Genomic DNA, 18,527 nt, shown 5'->3' on the forward strand with positions numbered 1-18,527 from the left:
GGGAAATACCCCCGCCGGGGGTGCGCCAACCGCGCCGGCCGGGATTCACCCGGCAGGCGCAGCCGGGGTGACCGGCGCCGTCCGTGGTCACGCTGGGTGCAGGACCAGCGGGTTCCCGGGCCCGCGCGGCGGCTCCGGCCGGTCCGGAGTGTCCACTGCGGACCGTCCACAGTGGCGGACGCGGGGGTGGCGCGCCGTTTTCGCGTGGCCTAAGCCTGCCAGGCCGCCTTCTGCCACACGGCGTGATGCAGTATCGTCACTGCGAGTTACGTCACCGGGTCGGACCACACCGAGGGGAGCGTCGGTGCACGGGGACCAGCTGATCGCCGGCCGTTACCGGCTGCTCGAACGAGTCGGCAGCGGGGGCATGGGCGTGGTCTGGCGGGCGCACGACGAACGGCTCGGCCGCGAGGTCGCACTGAAGCAGGCCCGGCTGTCGGACGCGGTCAGCGGCCGCAAGCTGCGCCGCGAAGCCCAGCTGGCGGCCAGCGTGCTGCATCCCAACGTGGTGACCTTCTTCGACGTCTCGGCCGAGGGCGACGAGCTGTGGCTGGTCATGGAGTACGTGCCGTCGCGCAGTCTCGCCGAAATACTGGCCGCCGAGGGCAGGCAGCCGCCGGGGGTGGCCGCGAGGATCGGCGTGCAGATCGCGGCGGGGCTGGCCGCGGTGCACGCGCACGGTATCGAGCACCGGGACGTGAAACCCGGCAACGTCCTGATCACCCCCGACGGGCAGGTGAAACTCACCGACTTCGGCATCTCCCGGTCGGTGCGCACCGACCAGACGGTCACCGATTCGCCGCTGATCGGCGGGACCCCGGACTACCTCGCCCCGGAGGTGGCGCAGGGCCATCCGCCGTCCTCGGCTTCCGACGTCTTTTCCCTCGGCGCGACGCTGTACGCCGCGGTCGAGGGGACGCCGCCGTTCGCCGGTGGCAACGAGTTCGCGACCATTCGCAGGGCCGCGGCGGGAGTCGTCCCGCCGGCGCGGCACGCGGATGCGCTCGCCCCGGCACTCACCCGGCTGATGAGCCCGGACCCCGCGGAGCGACCCACTGCTTCGGCGGCCGGCGAGCTGCTGGCCGACGGGATCGACCTGCTGCCGATCCCGGCGTCTGCACCGCGGAAGCGGCGCCGCCGGCTCGTGGTCGCCGGAGTGGTCGTCGCGGCGGTCGCGGTGCTCGCCGCCGCGTTCCTCGTGGTGCGTCCCGATCGGGGCGCCCCTGCCGCCGAGCCGACCCGGCTCGGCATCGGCGCCGATCCGCATGCGGCCGATCCGTGCCGGCTCGTGGACACGGTGCCGCTGCGCCGGTTCGGTGATCCGGAGGCGGACCCGGACTACGGCAATTTCGACCGCTGCGACGTGATCCTGCACCGGGGAGAAGATCTGGAGGCCGACGTCAAGGTCGAACTGCAGGACCCGCCTGCGGACGGCGCGGCGCCGGAAGGCACCCGGACGCAGTCCGGGCCGTTCGCGGTGTTCGGCGACCCGGTGCAGGACGGCGAGTGCGCGCGGCTGATCCAGCTTCAAGACCGGTACCTCGTGCGAGTGACGGTCGGCGCGGACCAGGGCTATCAGATCGACCTGTGCGGCGCGGCGGACGTGGCTGTCGCGTCGGCCACGAAGGTTCTCGCGGTGGCCGGGGTCCCGCCGCGGAGCACGCCCCTGCCGGACACCTCGCTCGCGCGCCTCGACGCGTGCTCGCTGGTGGATCCGGGCTCGGTGACCGGCGCGGCCGGCGTCGCCGAGCCGGTGAAGATCGAGCCCGGCTACGGCAACTGGTCGTGTGACTGGGACAGCGCGGCGTCCCGGCGCGCGGTCACCGTGCTGTTCGACCGGGACCAGCCGCCGGACGGGGACGCCGGGCAGCTGGTCCGGGTGGCAGGCCACGACGCCTATCTCGAACCCGACCGCGACGCCGGTGACTCGTGCCGGGCGCTGCTGGTCTTCCGCAGCTACACCGACGCGCACGGGGAGGCCGCGGTGGAACAGGTCCTGGTGGTGGTGCACGGAGATCCGCCACCCGAGAGCCTCTGCACGCCGGCCACGACGCTGGCCGGCGACGTCGTCGCGAAACTGCCGAAGACATGACCGCGGACCCGTCGGAACCCCTCGACTCCGGCTACGGCAGCCTCGCGCACGGCGTGCCGCCCTCGGCGCCCGGCACCGTTTTCGCGCTGACTGTGGCCGGCGGCGTGCGCATGCCGCCGCGCGATGGCCGGGAAGTCCTTTTCGGACGGAACCGGGACGACGTGCACGTGTGCGTCGGCGAGGACGATCGCAAGGTCAGCAGGCGGCAGGGACTTCTGGTGCGCCACGACGACCTCTGGTGGATGCACAACACCGGCAGGCTGCCGATCCGGCTGCCCGGTTCGCGGCTGCTGTTCCCGGCGGAGGAGCCGGTGCCGCTGGCAGAGGGCTACACCGCGGCGTTCGTCCGTGGTTCGGCAGGCCGCGAGCACCTGCTGGAGCTCTACGTCGCGGGCGCGGACGGCCGTCCCCCGGACTCGCGGCCGCTGGATGTCACCGAGCCGCCGCGGATGTGGCGGCTGACGCCGGACGAGCGGTTCGTGCTCGTCTCGCTGGCGCAGCGGTATCTGTTGCAGGACCCGTATCCGCAGCCGCTGGCTTGGCGGCAGGTGGCCGAGCAGCTGACCGAGCTGCGGCCGGACAAGCCGTGGAGCAGCAAACGGGTCGAACACCTCGTCGCCGCGGTGCGTACCCGGCTCGTGCGGGCGGGCGTCCCCGGCCTGACCCGCGAGGAGGTCGGTGAACCGGTGGGCAACGCGCTCAACGACAACCTGATCAAGGAACTGCTGCTGTCCACGTCGCTGGTCCCGCCGGACCTGGCTTTGCTCGAACCGGCGGGTGACGACGATCCGGGAGGGGTCCCGGTACCGCCTGGTTGACTCGGGTCCGCGCGGCGCACCCGGCCCCGCGCCGTCGTGGCAGGGGGTGTCCGTGGCAGGCGAGGCGATCCGGCTGTTGCCCGCTGGGCACCCGAGCTTGGCCCACGGGTTCGCGTCGCCGCCCGGGACACTCGGGGTGCTCGGACTCGCAGGGGGAGTCCTGGTCCCGCCGTCCGCGCCGGTGCCGGTCACCTTCGGCCGCGACAGCGCCGGGGTGACGGTGCCACTGGGGGAGGACGATCGGCGGGTGAGCCGCAGGCACGGCGTGCTGGAACACCGCGGCGGCCGGTGGTGGGTGCGCGCCACCGGCAAGGTCCCGTTGCGGCTGCCGCAGTCCCGGCTGCTGTTCACCGGAGCCGCGCCGGTCCCGGTGCCTGCGGGGTACCTGCCGGTGTTCGTGCGCGGTTCGGCCGGACGCGAACACGTGCTGGAGGTCCGGATCTCCGACGGCGGGCGGACCGGCGAACCTGCCCCGGCACTGGCCGAACGCGAACGGCTGGCGCTCGCGATGGTGGGCCAGGGTTTCCTGCGCTGGGAGGAGCGCCCGCGCCCGATGCCGCCCGCACTGGCCGCCACCCGCCTCGGCGACCTCGACCCGGACGGCGGCTGGACCGCGGACGCCGTGGTGACCGTGCTGGACGGGGTCCGGTCCAGATTCCGCCCCGGCGACGCGGATACCGAACTGCTGCCCGCACTGGTCTCGGCAGCAGTACTGGTGCCACCGGATCTGGCCCTGCTGACCACGGTCCCGGCACGGGCACCGGACGAGGTGGAGTGGATGCCGCCCACCTGGGGAAACTAGGACGTGCCTCCGGGCCACCGCGCAGCGGCGGGCAAGGGCGCCCGACGACGCTCAGCCGCGGAATTCGCGGTACGGCCGGAAAAAGTCGCGTAGTTCCTGTGCGTAGATCTCCGGTTCCTCGAACGGTGCGAAGTGCCCGCCCCTGGCCGGTTCGCTCACCCGGACGGTATTCGCCACACGGTCGAGCCAGGAGCGGGGCGGGCCCTGGATGTCGCCGGGGAACAGGGAGAACCCGGACGGCACCTCGACCCGGCGGGCGTGCTGCCCGGGTGGGATCGCCGCGTTCGCCTGATACATCCGCATGGACGAGCCGATGGTGCCGGTGAGCCAGTAGAGCGTGACGTTGGTGAGGATTTCGTCCTTGGTGTAGGAGCGTTCGACGTCGCCGCCGCAGTCGCTCCACGCGCGCAGCTTCTCGACGATCCAGGCGGCCAGCCCGGCAGGCGAATCCGTCAACCCGACCGCGGCGGTCTGCGGTTTGGTGCGGTGCATTATGCCGTAGGCGCCCTCGGCCGCGCCCCATGCGCGCGTCGCGTCGAGCCAGTCGCGCTCGTCCTGGGACAGCGAAGCCGGGTCCCCGGTGAACACCGGCAGCCCGGCGTCCATCCGGTGCACGGCCACGACCCGGTCCGGGTGGTCCAGCGCCAGGAACCGGCTGACGCTGCTGCCGATGTCCCCGCCCGCCGCGGCGAAGCGCGGATAGCCGAGCAGGCTCATCAGCTCCGCCCACTTCCCGGCGACCGCCCGCGCGTCGGGTACCGGTGCGGCCGGGCGGTCGGAGTACCCGTAGCCGGGCAGATCGGGCACGATCACGTCGAACGCGTCGGCCGGATCACCGCCGTGCGCGCCGGGATCGGTCAGCAGCGGCACGACTTTCACGTAGCGCCAGAACGAATCGGGCCAGCCGTGGGTCAGCACCAGCGGCAGTGCCCGCCCGCGGGGTGCGACCGCGCGGGCGTGGACGAAGTGGATCCCGGTCCCGCCCAGCCCGGCGCGGAACCGGGGCAGCCGAGCGAGCGCCGTCTCCTGCGCGGTCCAGTCGAACTCGCCGGCCCAGTAGTCGATGAGTTCCCGCAGGTAGCCGACGTCGATGCCGAGTGACCACGGGGCTTCGCCCGGCGAGTCCGGCCAGCGAGTCGCGCGCAGCCGGGTGCGCAGGTCTTCGATCGCCGCGGGCTCGGTGTGCGGGTGGAACGGCTGGGGAGCGTCCGGCATGCGAACGACCCTAGGCTCGCCGGGTAGGGTCGAGATCATCGGGGGGAAGGGAGCACTCGATGACCACAGGTGCCGGGGAAGCCCGGGTGCGTACTCGGGTGCGCATTCCGCTGCGGTTCGACGGCAGTCCGGCCGTCGAGGCCGACGCGATCACGTTCACCGGGCTGTCCGACGGGCTCGAGCATCTCGCGTTCGCCCTCGGCGACCCGGGCCCGGTCCCGCTGGTGCGGATGCATTCGGAATGCCTGACCGGCGACGTCTTCGGGTCGGCGCGCTGCGACTGCGGACCGCAGCTGCGCGAGGCGATCGGCTGGATCGGCGAGACCGGCGGCTATCTGCTGTACCTGCGGCAGGAGGGCCGGGGGATCGGGCTGTACAACAAGCTCGACGCGTACGCCCTGCAAGACGGTGGCCTGGACACCTACGCGGCCAACGAGGCACTCGGCCTGCCCGAGGACGCGCGGGACTACACCGCCGCCGCGCAGATGCTCACCGCACTCGGCGTGCACCGGCTCGATCTGCTGTCGAACAACCCCGACAAGTCCGCGCAGCTGACCGCGCACGGTCTGCAGGTGCGTGAACACGTCCCCACCGGAGTGTTCGCGACCGAGACCAATGTGCGCTACCTGCGGGCGAAAGTGGAGCACACCGGGCACCGCCTCGCACTGCCCGCCGACCTCGGCACCGACATGGCCAGCTGAGCCGCGCGCGACTGCTGTATAACGACCTATACGGCAGCTCGCTCGTGTTCTGCTGTCACCGTGGTTGTCGACCTGGGCCGCTTCGGCCTGCTGCTGCTGGCCGGGATGGGCGCGGGCCTCGTCGGTGCGACGGCAGGGCTCGCGTCGCTGGTGTCCTATCCGGCCCTGCTCGCCGCGGGGCTCCCGCCGGTGATCGCGAACATGACCAACACGGTCGCGATGCTGGGCACCACGGTGGGCGCGGCAGGCGGAGCACGGCCGGAACTCGCCGGGCAAGCGCGGCGGCTGCTGCCGTTGTGCGTGGTCACCACGGCAGGCGGCGCGTGCGGCGGACTCGTGCTGCTGGCGAGTCCGGCGGATGCGTTCACCGTGGTGGTGCCGTGGCTGATCGGCGGTGCTTCGCTGGTGCTGATGGCCGGTCCCCGGCTGCGCCGGGCAGCCGAACACCGGGAGCATCGCGGAATCGGCCCGGTGACCGGGACGGCGGCGTTCCTGGTCGGGGTCTACGGCGGCTACTTCGGCGCGGCCGCCGGGGTGCTGATGCTCGCGCTGCTGAGCACCGTGTGGAGCCAGCCGCTGGCGCGCACGACCGCCGCGAAGAACATCGCGACGGGCACCGCCAACCTCGTCGCGGCGGTGGTGTTCGCCTTCACCGGCAAGGTGTTCTGGCCGGCCGCGGCCGCGGTGTGCCTCGGTTCGGTCGCCGGCTCGTGGCTGGGTTCGGTGCTCGTGCGGTATCTTCCCGCGACACCGCTGCGGATTGCGATCGGACTGGGCGGGCTCGCCCTCGCCACGGCGCTCGGCCGGCAGGCCTGCGCGGGCTGAGCCCCGGACCGTTCGCCCGGTTCCGGCCGCCGGGAGTGACTCGGACCGGATTACCGGGCATAGTCGGCGGGGTAGCCGAGGTGGAGGCCAGATGAGCATTGTCGGTACCCGAGTGGTGCGCGTCGAGGACGAAAAGCTGATCACCCGGGGCGGCACCTACGTCGACGACCTCCGGGAGGACGCGCTCACCGGCGCGGTGCACGCGGTCTTCGTGCGCAGTCCGATCGCGCACGCACGGATCTCCGGGATCGACGTCGAGCAGGCGCGGAACGCGCCGGGTGTGGTGGCCGTGTTCACCGCCGCCGACATCGACCTCGAACCCGCCGCCGCGGGCCCGGTCCGGGAGCCGTACCTCGCCGGCGACGTGGTGCGCTACGTCGGCGAAGCGGTCGCGCTGGTGCTCACCGAACAGCGTTACCAGCTCGCCGACGCGGCGGAGCTGGTCGACGTGGACTACGACCCGCTCGACGCAGTGGCCAGTGTGGACGCTGCGCTGGCAGGCGACACTCTGCTGTTCCCGGAACACGGCAGCAACGTGGTGCGGGTGCACGGCGACCGGGACTTCGACGACTCGGTCTTCGACGAGTGCGAGGTGGTGCTCACCGAACGGATCCTGAACCAGCGCGTGGCCCCGGCCCCGCTCGAAGGCCGGGGCGCGTCCGTGGCCTGGGGCGAGGACGGCCGGGTCACGCTGTGGCTGTCCAGCCAGAACGCGCAGCAGGCGCGTACCGAGATCGCCGAGGCGCTGGGGCTGGAGGAGGACCGGGTGCGGGTGATCGCGCCGGACGTCGGCGGCGGGTTCGGCGCGAAGATCGGCGCCGCCCCGGAGGCGGTCGTGCTCGGCTGGGCGGCCCGGCGGGCCGGCCGCGCGGTGCGGTGGACCGAATCCCGCAGCGAGAACCTCACCGGGATGACGCACGGGCGGGCGCAGCAGAACATCGTGACCATCGGCGGGAAGCGCGACGGCACGGTGCTCGCTTACCGGCTGGAGGTGGTCCAGGACGCGGGTGCCTATCCGCGCGCGCTCCTGCTGCCCACGCTCACCGAGCTGATGGCGCCCGGCGTGTACCGGTTCCCGGTGGTGCAGACGGTGAGCCGTGCGGTGGTCACCACGACCACGCCGATCGGCGCCTACCGCGGCGCAGGACGTCCGGAGGCGACGGCGGCGGTGGAGCGGGCGATGGACCTGTTCGCTGCGGAGATCGGGATGGATCCGGCGGAGGTCCGCCGCGCCAACTTCATCCGCCCCGAGGAATTCCCTTACACCACACCGACCGGCGGTGCCTACGACACCGGCGAGTACCCGGCCGCGCTGGACAGGGTGCTTGCCGCTGCGGGTTACGCCGAACTGCGCGAGGAGCAGCGGATGCGCCGCGCGGCAGGCGACCCGGTCGCGCTCGGCCTGGGCATCGCGACCTACGTCGAGATCACCGGTGGCGACGCGGGCGGCGAGAGCGGCCGGGTGGACGTGCACCCGGACGGTTCGATCACCGTCTACACCGGCAGCTCCCCGCACGGGCAGGGGCTGGCGACCACGTTCACGATGCTGGTGTCCGACCGGCTCGGCGTGCCGCCGGAGAAGATCACCGTGCGGCACGGCGACACCGACGAGATCCCGCGCGCGATCGGGACTTTCGGGTCGCGGTCGCTCCAGCTCGGCGGCTCGGCCGTCCGGCAGGCGGCCGACGAGGTCCTCGCACAGGCCCGCGAACTGGCCGCCGATCTGCTGGAGGCCGCGCCCGGCGACGTGGAGCTGGACGCCGGCAGCGGGGTGTGGCAGGTGCGCGGAGCACCGGGCAGCGCCACGTTCGGCTGGGGGCGCATCGCGTCCGAGTCCGCGGAAGGCGTGCTGTCCGCGGACGTCTGGTTCGGCGAGGGCAGGCCGACCTTCCCGTTCGGCGCGCACCTGGCCGTGGTGGAGGTCGACACCGAGACCGGCAAGGTCGTGGTGCGCCGGATCGTCGCGCTCGACGACGCCGGTCCGGTGCTCAACCCGCTGGCCTTCGACGGGCAGCGGCACGGCGGGCTCGGCCAGGGCATCGCGCAGGCGTTGCTGGAGGTCATGCAGTACGACCAGGACGGCAACCCGACCACCGCCACCCTCGCCGACTACTCCTTCGTGACCGCGCCCGAGCTGCCCGACTTCGAGCTCGTGGGCATGGCCACGCCGACCACCCGGAACCTGCTGGGCGTCAAGGGAATCGGCGAGGCGGCCACGATCGGCTCGACGCCGGCCGTGCACAACGCGGTGGTCGATGCGCTCGCGCACCGGGGAGTGCGGCACCTGGACATGCCGGCCACTCCGTTGCGGGTCTGGACGGCGTTGAACGAGGCGAGGAAGGCGGACTGACGTGCGGGTCTCGATCGAGGTGAACGGCGCGACCGTGGCCGAGGAGGTGCCGGACCGGACGCTGCTCGTGCACTACCTGCGGGACAACGCCGGACTCACCGGCACGAACATCGGCTGCGACACCACGTCGTGCGGTGCGTGCACGGTACTGCTCGACGGCGAGTCGGTGAAGTCGTGCACGGTGCTGGCCGCACAGGCGGACGGGCACGAGGTGACCACTGTGGAGGGTCTGGCCACCGACGAGGGCCTGCATCCGGTGCAGCGCGCGTTCCGTGCGCAGCACGGGCTGCAGTGCGGATTCTGCACCCCGGGCATGATGCTGGCCACCGTTTCGCTGCTGCAGGAGAACCCGAAGCCCAGCCGGGGTGAGGTGCGTGCCGCGCTGGAGGGCAATCTCTGCCGCTGCACCGGCTATCACAACATCGTGAACGCCGTGATCGACGCCTCGGGACAGGAGGTGGCGCAGTGATCCCGGCCAAATTCGCCTACCGCCGGGCCGCGACGGTGGACGAAGCACTCGCGCTGCTGGCCGAACACGGCGATGACGCGAAGCTGATCGCCGGCGGGCATTCGCTGCTGCCGCTGATGAAGCTGCGCTTCGCCGCGCCGGAGGTGGTGGTCGACATCGCGCCGCTGACCGAGCTGAAGTTCGTGCGCCTCGACGGCGACGAAGTGGTGATCGGCGCGCTGTCGCGGTACCACGATCTGCAGCGCGACCCGGTACTGGCGCAGCACGCGCCGTTGCTCGCGCACGCCGCCGGCACGGTGGGCGATCCGCAGGTCCGGCACCGCGGGACCATCGGCGGTTCGCTGGCTCATGCGGACGCCGCCGCGGACCTGCCTGCGGTGGTGCTGGCCACCGGCGGCACCCTGGTGGCGCGCGGCCCGTCCGGCGAACGCCGCATCCCTGCGCGGGAGTTCTTCCTGGGCCCGTTCACCACACCGCTGGAACCGGACGAGCTGCTGACCGAGATCCGGCTGCCCAGCCGGGCGGGACTCGGCTGGGCGTTCGAGAAGTTCACCCGCCGCGCCATCGACTGGGCGATCGTCGGCGTCGCGGTCACCGGCCACGCAGTGGGCCTGATCAACATGGGCGGCACCCCACTGCGCGCGACGGCCACCGAACGGGCCCTCGCCGCGGGCACCCCCGCCGCGGAAGCCGCGCTGCTCGCCGCGGAAGACACCGCCCCGCCCGACGAACCGCACGCCACTCCCGACTACCGCCGCCACCTCGCCCGCGTGCTGACCGCCCGAGCCCTGGCCCGAGCCGAAGCGAGCTGAACCGGCTGCCGGGCCCGGCAGCCGGCCGGATCGGCTCGCCGGGCCGGGGATGCGGTCCGGCCGGATCAGCCTGTGCGGCTGGACCGGCGGCCTGTCCGGCGTGCGGCCGTGGGATCGGCGTGCGGGATGGATGAAGGGCGAGACCGGCTGCCAGACAGCGTGAACCGGGCCGCTCGGCCACGAGTCCGATCGTTCTCGACCCGCCCGCCGACTTGCCGGGCCGGGTGCGCGAGGACCGGATTCGCCGGACTCGGCGCAGGGGACCGGATTCGGTGGCCGGGCGGGACGGAACTTGTCGGTATGGGTGCCTGCGGCCGGATTCGCCGGGTCTCGGGTGGCCGGGTGACTGGGCTCGCCGGGTCGCGTGGCTGGCCGCCGTAGCCACCGCGTCGGGTGGCTTGGCGGACCGGATTCGCCGGGTCGCGTGGCTGGCCGCCGTAGCCACCGCGTCGGTCGTTGGATACCGGAGCCGCCGGGGCGGGTGGCTTGGCGGGCCGGACCGGCCGGGTCGGTCGGAGGCTCGGTGCGGGATCCGCCGGGGCCGTACGGGCCGGGTGGCGGATCGCCGAATCCGGCGCGTGGTCCGCGGCTGATCGAGGGGGTTCGGCCGGTGGCGGCCGGGATGATCGCGCGGTCCGATTTCCGCCAGCCGTCCGGGGGCCGGGTCCCCAGACTGGGTTTGTGAACAGTACTTTTCCCACGCACACGGCCATCGAGCCGGGCATTCTGTACTTCGGCACACCGGTAGTGCTGATCAGCACCTGCCATGAGGACGGTTCAGCCAATCTGGCGCCGATGTCGTCGGCGTTCTGGCTCGGCTGGCGGGCGATGCTCGGGCTCGGCGCCCGGTCGAAGACCACAGCCAACCTCCGGCGCACCGGTGAGTGCGTGCTCAACCTGCCCTCCGCCGCGCTCGCCGGGGCGGTCGACCGGCTCGCGCTCACCACCGGGTCCGATCCGGTTCCGCCGCGCAAGCGTGACCGTGGCTACTTCCACGTCGCCGACAAGTTCGCGCGCGCCGGACTCACCCCGGTGCCCTCGGAAACCGTTGCGCCGCCGCGGGTCGCCGAATGCCCGGTGGCGATCGAGGCGGTGCTGGCGGCGGTGCACCCGTTCGCCGCCGACGACGCCGCGCAGCGGGGCGGTGTGCTCGGCCTCGAGGTGCGCGTGCAACGGGTGTTCGTGCACGACGACATCCGGCTGCCCGGCACCACCGACCGGATCGACCCGGACGCGTGGCGGCCGCTGATCATGAGCTTCCAGAAGCTCTACGGCCTCGGTAGCCAGGTGCACGAGTCGACGCTGGCCCGGATCCCGGAACGGCTCTACCGTTCGCCGGACCTCGACCGGGCCCGCGCGGTGCCGCCCGCCGGGCGAACCCGGTGACCGGCCGGGCGGGCTCCCGGGTCAGGATGCGGTCCACGCGGCGAGCCCGGGTGCGAGCGCCTCGATGCCCGCGGTGACCGCCGCCCGCCCGGCCGCCGACGAGGTGCCTGCCGGCTGCCGGGTGCAGAGCACCACGACGTAGCGCGAGTCCACGACGCCGGTGGTGTTGAGCACGAGCGCCGAACGCAGGATCATCCAGCCCTGCTTGACCTGCCACGACGAATCCGGCAGCCCGTCCGGGATGCCGAAGTACTGCGGGTAGCCGTCGTCGGCCGGATCCCGTGCGTCGGCGAGCGCGGCCAGCAGCGGTGCGGCGGTCGCGTCCGGAACGGTGTCCTCGAGGTACTGATAGGTGGTGACGACGTCGTCCGGGCTCATCTCGGTCATGCCCCACTGACCGGGGTCCGACGGCGGCGAGGTGTCGGCAAGCCCGAGCAGATCGGTCATCCGGTCCACGATCCCGGTTCCGCCGTCGGCTTCCCACAGCCGGGAGGCGACCGCGTCGTTGCTGCCGGCGAGCAGGTCGTTCAGCGCGTCCGCGTCGTCGCCCTCGGGCACCTCCCAGGAATCGCCGTCGTACAGGAAGTCCAGCGCGATCAGCAGCTTCACCACCGACGCGGAGTAATACGGGGTGGCCGCGTCCGTGCCGGCCACCGTCCGGCCGGTCTTCCGGTCGAGCACCGCCAGACCGACCTCGGTGCCGGGGGAGCGGGCGGTGACCGCCGCGGCGACCGAGTCCGCCAGGTCCCCGGGATCGGGCAGGTCCGGCGGGCTGACGGCGGAGGAAGACACGGTCGAACGGGGCACCGGCGGCGCTGCCGCGGCGCGGGGCAGCGCGACCGTCGTGACGTGGCGGGCGCTCGTGGCCACCACAGCGCCCGCGGTGAGGACCGCCGCCGTGAGTCCGGCGGCGGCCAAGGTCCGTCTGAGCCCGGTTGCCATGTCCGGTGAACGTCCGGGAGGTGCCCGGCGATGGCCGGATCCACCTGTCGGTTTCCTGTGGGTTGCTGTGTTTCCGCTGTGTGCGGCCGATCCCGGCGGCCGCACCCAGCGCCCCGCGCCACTGACTTGCCGCATGCAAGCCAGCGGCCTACCGTCGGCTGCGTGACGAGCGGAGTGCGGATCCTCGTGGTGGGCGCCGGTGCGACCGGCGGGTTCTTCGGCGGACGGCTGGCGCAAGCGGGCCGGGACGTGACCTTTCTGGTGCGGCCTGGACGGGCCGGGGTGCTGGCCGAACGGGGGCTGCGGATCACCGGCCTCGGTGAGCAGACCGTGCTCACCCCGAAGCTGGTGCAGGCGGGCGGAACGGGTGACCTCCGAGGGCCGTACGACCTGGTGCTGTTCACCGTGAAGGCGGCCGGGCTCGACGCGGCGATCGAGGACGTGGCGCCCGCGGTCGGCCCGCGGACCCTCGTGCTGCCGGTGCTCAACGGGATGCGGCACCTCGACGCCCTGGTCGCGCGGTTCGGCGAGGAGCGCGTGCTCGGCGGGGTCGCCGTCGTGATGACCACAGTGGACGCCGAAGGGGACAGCAGGCGCCTGTTCGACCTCCAGTCGCTGACCTACGGTGTGCGCTCCGGCGAGGCGCCGCGAGAACTTGCCGCCGTGCACGAAACGTTGTCCGGCGCGGGTTTCGACGCCACGCTGTCCCCGGACATCGTCGGACAGATGTGGGCGAAGTGGGTGTTCATCGCGTCGCTGGGCGCGGTCACCGCACTGATGCGCGGGACCATCGGCGAGGTGGCGGACCAGCCCGGCGGGATCGAGTTCGCCGAGGCGGTGGTGGCCGAATGCGCGGCGGTCGCGGAAGCCGCCGGACATCCGGTGCCCGCCGCCCGCCTGGCGGGCATCCGCGCCGACGCGAGCGAGCCGGGCTCCGGGCGCGCCCCCTCGCTGTACCGCGACCTCACCGCCGGGTCCGGGGTCGAGGGCGAGCAGATCTTCGGCGACCTCGTGGACCGCGCGCGCAAGCTGGGTGCCGAGGTGCCGCTGCTGGAACTGGTCCGGCTCAACCTGCGGGTGCACCAGGCCAGGGTCGGCTGAACGGCCCCGCCTGCCCTGGCGGACCACCGCGGAGCGGATTTTCGGGCATCCGCCGGTGTCCCGGACACTCCTTGTGCGGGTCCTGATAGTCTTGATCACGTCGGAATGCGCCGCACATGAGCGCATCCCGTTCGCGGCTGCGGCCGTGCACGACCCGCCGCGGGGAAGGATACTTTCGGGCATGGCGGACAGGTTCGAGTTCGTTCTCGACGTGGTCGAATCTCTGGTGATCGGGCAGGCTACCGGCGGCGACATCCGCCAGTACCCGCTGCGTATCGGCACGGTGCCTGCGGATCCGGTGCGGTTCGTGCGGGTGGCCACCCAGGTCTACCGGGAGGTCGAGGACCGCAGGCTTTCCGTGCACGGTGAGCTCCATCCGGGAGTGCGCACGGCCTTCGGGCTGCTCGCCAAGCCACGGGTGTCGGTGGCGGTGAGCGGGGTGGACGGCCTCGGCGCGGACATCGCCGTGCTCGCGCTCAGCGACGGCAGACAGGCGCTCGGCATCACCCAGGACCCGCGCACCGACGACCTGCTCTTCTCGCTCTTCGCCGACGAAGACCTGGTGGAGGTCGTCACCGGGGTGCTGCCGCCCGCGCGCGCGGCCACCACCGGCGCGCACACCGTGCACCGGCAGGCTTCGCGCTCGATGTCCGCGATGACCGCGCGCAGGCTGGCCGAGGCCGCCGAGGACGAAGAGGAGACCGACGCGTTCGGGATGCTCGAGGTCAGCGGCCAGATCAAGCCGCGAAGGCCGGATCCGCGGGTCTCCCGCACACCGGGCGGGGTCGAGGTGCTCGAGCGCGTGCTCGCCCAGCCGCGGCTCGGTGGCGGGCACGTCACGGTCACCGGATGGGGGCGGCGTGGCGAGCGGCTCGCCGCCGACCCGCTGAGCTGGCTGGACACCGCCGACGGCCGGTACCTGGTCAAGACCTCCGGTGCGGAATCCGGCGAGCTGAGCGCCGACTACCTGCCCGCCGGGCGGTCCGACGTCGCCAAGGCCGTGCAGCAAGCGATTTCCGCCGTCTACTGAACTACCCACGGTTGCGGACTCATGAGGAGGACGGTCCGATGACGGACGAGGTGCCGGCGCAGCAGCGGGATCTGCAGCGGCAGCATGCGGTGGTGGACGAGGACAAGCGTGTGGTCAAGGACACCGCGCCGCTCAAGCCGATGCTGTCCGGCCGCAAGCTCAAGCAGCTGGCCACGGACGGTTCGTTCGCGGTCGACGACAGCACCGGTGACAAGATGATCGCCGCGCTCGAAGGCGTGGTCGACACGCTGCAGTCGCGGTGGAACGCACTGCAGAAGCTCGGCACGCTGCCCGCGATGTCGCAGTCCGCGACCGGTCGCTGGGTCGCCGGGCACATGGTCGCCACCGCGAGCGATTCGCAGGGGCTGCTCACCCAGCTGCAGGCCGCGCGCGACGAGTTCCCGACCTACGTCGAGGCGATCAAGCTGGCCAAGAAGAACTACCGCGAGCGCGACCAGAGCGCGCGGGACCAGTTCCGCGGCCTGCCGGACGCGCACGACATCGACTGAGGAAGGCTTTTCCGTGGCAACCACCGACAAGAAGCCGTCCGCAGCGGAGGTTTCCGACCCGTCGTCGCCGGACTACGACCCGCACAGCCCGTACTACGAGATCACCGCGGACCCGTCGTCGAAGTACTACGTGGGCCCGATCAACCAGGACGACGTGCTCTCCGGTGACGACATCCGGGCCGAGGCGAACCAGACCGTCGACGTGGAGTCCCTCACGCTCGGCTGGCTCGGCCTGAACCTGCCTCCTGCCGCCAAGGAGTACCTGGCCCAGCGGATGTACGAGCGCAAGCTCGAGGAATCCAGGAAGGGCCTGCAGGACGGCCTCGAACTGCGCGACCCCGGCGCGCCCCCGCACACCCAGTGGGACAACGCCACGCACGAGCAGATGGTGCAGGCGATCACCGAGGACGCGGACTCGGCGACCGTCGCCGAATCGTCCGAGGAGTGGGTGCGGGTCGGCAACGAGCTGGCCGCGCACCAGCAGAACCTCGCGGACGCGATCAACGCGAGCACCGCCAACTGGCAGGGCGGCGGCGGTGACGCGGCCCGCGAGCACCTGGCGAACGTCGGCAAGTGGCTCGGCACCACCGCACAAGGCGCGACGCTGTCCGGGCGGCAGCAGGAGATCCACTCGCAGACGCTGAACGAGACGCAGAAGGCCATGGAGGCGAACCCTCCGGTCAAGTTCTCGGTGCAGGAGGCGAACGCGCAGCTCCAGCAGACCAAGGATCCGATCGAGTACGCCGCGCAGGCTGCGCAGGTGGTCAACAGCTACCGGGAACAGCAGGCCGCACGGGGCCAGGCGGCGCAGATCATGACGCGCTTCGACAGCACCATCGGCTCGGCCGTGACCACGCCACAGTTCGCTCCGCCGCCGAAGCTCAAGTCCGCAAGCGGTGGCGGCAGCGGAAGTGGCGGTGGTGCCGGTGGCGGCGGCGGGGCCCCGGGCTCCCGGCCGGGTTCGGGCACGGACCAGACGTTCGGCAGCCAGTCGCTGCCGGGCGGCGGGGACGGCTCGAACGGCGGCCCCGGTGGTGGCGGACCCGGTGGCAGCGGTCCTGGCGGTGTCGGCACTTCGTCGTTCGACCCGAACTCGGTCGGCACGCCCGGTGGCGGTCCCGGTGGTGGCGGTTCCGGCCCCGGCGGGGCCGGCTTCAACCCGGGTTCGGTCAACCTGCCCGGTGGCGGCGGCACCGGCGGCAATGGTCCGGGCGGGAGCAACTTCAACCCCGGTTCGGTCGACCTGCCCGGTGGCGGCGGCACCGGCGGGAACGGTCCGGGCGGGAGCAACTTCAACCCGGGTTCGATCAACCTGCCCGGTGGTGGTCCCGGTGACGGCACGACGACGTCCGGCTACCAACCGCCTTCGGCGAACCTGCCGAACTCCACCGGTCCGGGCGGATCCCCCTTCAACCCCGGCTCGATCAACCTGCCCGGCGGTACCGGCGGAAACGGCCCGACATCCACTCCGCCCAAGTTCGACCCGGGTTCGATCAACCTGCCCGGCGGCGGGCCGCTCGGCGGACCGGGGAACACCGGCCCCGGCGGTACCGGCCCCGGCGGCACTGGCAAGATTCCGACCATCGGCCGCACCGGCGGGGTGAACGGCGACAGCATCAGCAGCCGCCTCGGCGGCGGTGGTGGCGGCGGGGGTTCCGTCGGCGGCGGTTCTCTCGGCGGTGGCGCCGGAGGGGGAGCCGGTGGTAAGGGTGGTTCGCTCGGCGGCGGGTCCGCGACCGGAGCCGGCGGGCCGGGTACCCCCGAGGAGCAGGCGGCGGGCCGCGGTGGCGGCGCCGGGGCCGGCACCAAGGGCGCGGCAGGCAGCCCCGGTATGGGCGGCATGGGTGCCGCGGGCAAGGGCGGCGGCAAGGGCCAGGAGGACAAGGAGCACAAGATCGCGGACTTCGTCGAATCGGACGATCCGTCGTTCTTCTCCGCGGACGAGGTCGTTGCACCGCCGGTGATCGGCGACTGGAAGAACACGGACTGGAAGTGAGGTGGCGATGAGCGGGCAGGGACAGTTCGGGGTCGAGGCCGACGAGCTGGTGGCGCACGCGAGCCACCTGGACGGGCTGGTCGACCGGTTGCACAACGCGGTGCAGGCCGCGGACTACGCGTTGTCCGACGACGCATACGGTCTGCTCTGCGCGTTCCTCCCGCCGATCGTCAACCCGACCGGCGAGAAGGCCAAGGACTCGATCACCTCCGCGGCCGAGGGTGTGCAGGCCACGGCGGACAACGTGCGTACCGCCGCGAAGTCCTATCAGGAAGGCGACGAGGCGGAAGCCGAGCCGTTCAAGAAGCTCTCCTCCGACGATGAGCTCTCGCCGGAGCATTTCCGCAAGGTCGGCAGGACCGCCGCGACGAAGTCGAACGAGTGACCCCCGGCTTCGGCGCGGGCAACGGTATTCGAGGAGAACGACGAGCATGACCAGTGCGGGTGGGCTGGGTGACCTGATCAGGGACCCCGACGATGCGATCCGGCGGATGGACGAGTGGGCGGCCGGGTTCGCCCGCAAGGCGGAGCGCTACGCGGCGGCCCAGCAGGAGACCGAGCGGCTGCGGCTCACCGCGTCCAGCCCCGACGGCACCGTGCAGGTCACCGTCAGCGCGGACGGAGTGGTGTCGGACCTGGTCTTCAGCTCCCGCACGCGGACGATCCCGCCGGAGGAACTGGCCCGTATGGTGCTCGCCACGATGCGGCGCGCGCAGGCGGGCATCAGCGAACAGGTCGCCGAGGTGATGACCGAGCAGCTGGGTGAGGAGGACCAGGAGACCCGCACCGTGCTGCTCGACTCGCTCCGCGGCCGGTTCCCCGATCCGGAGGACCCGTCGGACGAAGCGCCCGAGGACGAGCCGGAGCCGCCCACCCCGCCTGCCGGAGGTGCGGCGACCCCGCCGACGGCCCCGCCCGCGGGAAACCCGCCCGCTGCGGGTGGCCCGCCGCCTCGTCGGCCGGGTGGCGCGGACCCGGACGAGCAGGACAACAACCCCTGGTAAGCATCCGCCGCTGCCGAGCCCGTGCAGTCCGCCACGGGCTCGGCGGCGGCGTATTCCGGGTAGCGTCCACTGTGGACTCCGGACAGTGCGCACCACTCGGTCGGACACCGGCAGGGCGTGCTCACAGGCGTGGCAACGGAACCTCGGCCGTGAGCTCCTCCGGCGCGGACAGCCGCCACGCCTCGTAGACCAGTTCGGCCAGTTCGTCTGCGGCCACGCCGGGCAGCCGGACCACCACCCAGCCGAAACCGCCCGCGGTGAACTGCTCCTCGAACACGTCCGGACGTTCGGACACCAGGGCCTGCTGCTCGCTGATGGTCTGCTTCAGCCCGACCGTGTCGGTGCGCGGCCAGTAGTAGCCGAACCGCTTGCCGCGCACGCTGAACGCCGTGTAGTCGCGGCCGCGGCCACGTTCGACGTCGGGCAGCGCGGCGATGATCCGTTCGAAATCGCGGTTCGGCACGCAGGCATCCTA

The 18,527-nt window shown here is 72.5% G+C and carries 18 protein-coding genes; 15 read left to right on the top strand and 3 right to left on the bottom strand.

All coding sequences use genetic code 11. From position 1 onward, the window contains the following. Window positions 1–304 precede the first annotated feature (304 nt). From ABD793_RS27505 to ABD793_RS27515, 3 genes are read left to right on the top strand one after another with little or no spacing between them, the layout of a single operon-like run. On the top strand, window positions 305–2,092 hold the full coding sequence (locus ABD793_RS27505) for a serine/threonine-protein kinase (protein WP_344865080.1): 1,788 nt from the start codon (window positions 305–307) through the stop codon (window positions 2,090–2,092). Next, window positions 2,089–2,910, top strand: a complete 822-nt coding sequence (locus tag ABD793_RS27510) for an FHA domain-containing protein (RefSeq protein ID WP_344865082.1) — start codon at window positions 2,089–2,091, stop codon at window positions 2,908–2,910. The genes ABD793_RS27505 and ABD793_RS27510 overlap by 4 nt, the downstream gene beginning before the upstream one ends. 52 nt (window positions 2,911–2,962) lie before the next feature. Then, window positions 2,963–3,712, top strand: coding sequence for an FHA domain-containing protein (locus ABD793_RS27515; protein ID WP_344865084.1), 750 nt, complete (start codon window positions 2,963–2,965; stop codon window positions 3,710–3,712). Window positions 3,713–3,763: 51 nt separating this feature from the next. On the opposite strand, the gene ABD793_RS27520 is transcribed toward ABD793_RS27515, so the two are convergent. Then, window positions 3,764–4,927: an epoxide hydrolase family protein gene (locus ABD793_RS27520; protein WP_344865086.1), complete on the bottom strand. Its 1,164-nt coding sequence runs from the start codon at window positions 4,925–4,927 to the stop codon at window positions 3,764–3,766. Between the two features lie 59 nt (window positions 4,928–4,986). On the opposite strand from ABD793_RS27520, the gene ABD793_RS27525 reads away from it, so the two are divergent. From ABD793_RS27525 to ABD793_RS27550, 6 genes are all read left to right on the top strand, one after another. Next, complete coding sequence (locus ABD793_RS27525; RefSeq protein WP_344865088.1) at window positions 4,987–5,628, top strand: GTP cyclohydrolase II; 642 nt, start codon at window positions 4,987–4,989, stop codon at window positions 5,626–5,628. 60 nt (window positions 5,629–5,688) lie between these two features. Beyond that, window positions 5,689–6,453, top strand: coding sequence for a sulfite exporter TauE/SafE family protein (locus ABD793_RS27530; RefSeq protein ID WP_344865090.1), 765 nt, complete (start codon window positions 5,689–5,691; stop codon window positions 6,451–6,453). Between the two features lie 91 nt (window positions 6,454–6,544). Then, a complete protein-coding gene (locus ABD793_RS27535; RefSeq protein ID WP_344865092.1) occupies window positions 6,545–8,803 on the top strand; it encodes a xanthine dehydrogenase family protein molybdopterin-binding subunit in 2,259 nt (752 codons plus the stop codon). 1 nt (window position 8,804) lies between these two features. Next, window positions 8,805–9,272, top strand: a complete 468-nt coding sequence (locus ABD793_RS27540) for a (2Fe-2S)-binding protein (RefSeq protein WP_344865095.1) — start codon at window positions 8,805–8,807, stop codon at window positions 9,270–9,272. After that, entirely contained in the window at window positions 9,269–10,084 is an 816-nt protein-coding gene (locus ABD793_RS27545; RefSeq protein WP_344865097.1) for an FAD binding domain-containing protein, read from the top strand. Before ABD793_RS27540 ends, ABD793_RS27545 begins: the two co-directional genes overlap by 4 nt. Before the next feature lie 681 nt (window positions 10,085–10,765). Next, window positions 10,766–11,470, top strand: coding sequence for a flavin reductase family protein (locus ABD793_RS27550; RefSeq protein WP_344865099.1), 705 nt, complete (start codon window positions 10,766–10,768; stop codon window positions 11,468–11,470). 21 nt (window positions 11,471–11,491) lie between these two features. On the opposite strand, the gene ABD793_RS27555 is transcribed toward ABD793_RS27550, so the two are convergent. Continuing rightward, window positions 11,492–12,412: a hypothetical protein gene (locus ABD793_RS27555; RefSeq protein WP_344865101.1), complete on the bottom strand. Its 921-nt coding sequence runs from the start codon at window positions 12,410–12,412 to the stop codon at window positions 11,492–11,494. Between the two features lie 162 nt (window positions 12,413–12,574). Between ABD793_RS27555 and ABD793_RS27560 the strand changes: the two genes are divergently transcribed. The 6 genes from ABD793_RS27560 to ABD793_RS27585 all read left to right on the top strand — a co-directional run bounded on the left by ABD793_RS27560 (window position 12,575) and on the right by ABD793_RS27585 (window position 18,052). Next, window positions 12,575–13,513 (top strand): ketopantoate reductase family protein, encoded by a 939-nt coding sequence (locus ABD793_RS27560; RefSeq protein WP_344865103.1) that lies wholly within the window; start codon window positions 12,575–12,577, stop codon window positions 13,511–13,513. A gap of 181 nt (window positions 13,514–13,694) precedes the next feature. After that, the gene (locus ABD793_RS27565) at window positions 13,695–14,543 is read left to right on the top strand and encodes an ESX secretion-associated protein EspG (protein WP_344865105.1); all 849 of its coding nucleotides are present in this window, start codon (window positions 13,695–13,697) and stop codon (window positions 14,541–14,543) included. Between the two features lie 38 nt (window positions 14,544–14,581). Continuing rightward, window positions 14,582–15,052, top strand: a complete 471-nt coding sequence (locus ABD793_RS27570; RefSeq protein WP_425548783.1) for a hypothetical protein — start codon at window positions 14,582–14,584, stop codon at window positions 15,050–15,052. A 13-nt stretch (window positions 15,053–15,065) separates the two neighbouring features. Beyond that, on the top strand, window positions 15,066–17,048 hold the full coding sequence (locus ABD793_RS27575; RefSeq protein ID WP_344865107.1) for a hypothetical protein: 1,983 nt from the start codon (window positions 15,066–15,068) through the stop codon (window positions 17,046–17,048). A gap of 7 nt (window positions 17,049–17,055) precedes the next feature. Beyond that, complete coding sequence (locus tag ABD793_RS27580) at window positions 17,056–17,433, top strand: type VII secretion target (RefSeq protein ID WP_344865109.1); 378 nt, start codon at window positions 17,056–17,058, stop codon at window positions 17,431–17,433. 46 nt (window positions 17,434–17,479) lie between these two features. Continuing rightward, window positions 17,480–18,052, top strand: coding sequence for a YbaB/EbfC family nucleoid-associated protein (locus ABD793_RS27585; protein WP_344865111.1), 573 nt, complete (start codon window positions 17,480–17,482; stop codon window positions 18,050–18,052). A gap of 121 nt (window positions 18,053–18,173) precedes the next feature. Here the strand turns inward: ABD793_RS27585 and ABD793_RS27590 are convergent, their stop codons facing one another. Next, window positions 18,174–18,515 carry an MmcQ/YjbR family DNA-binding protein gene (locus tag ABD793_RS27590; RefSeq protein WP_344865113.1) on the bottom strand — a complete coding sequence of 114 codons (342 nt, stop codon included), beginning with the start codon at window positions 18,513–18,515 and terminating at the stop codon, window positions 18,174–18,176. Between the last annotated feature and the right edge of the window lie 12 nt (window positions 18,516–18,527).

Origin of the sequence: Amycolatopsis ultiminotia, from assembly GCF_039536925.1 — a bacterium.
Taxonomy (GTDB): Bacteria; Actinomycetota; Actinomycetes; order Mycobacteriales; family Pseudonocardiaceae; genus Amycolatopsis; species Amycolatopsis ultiminotia.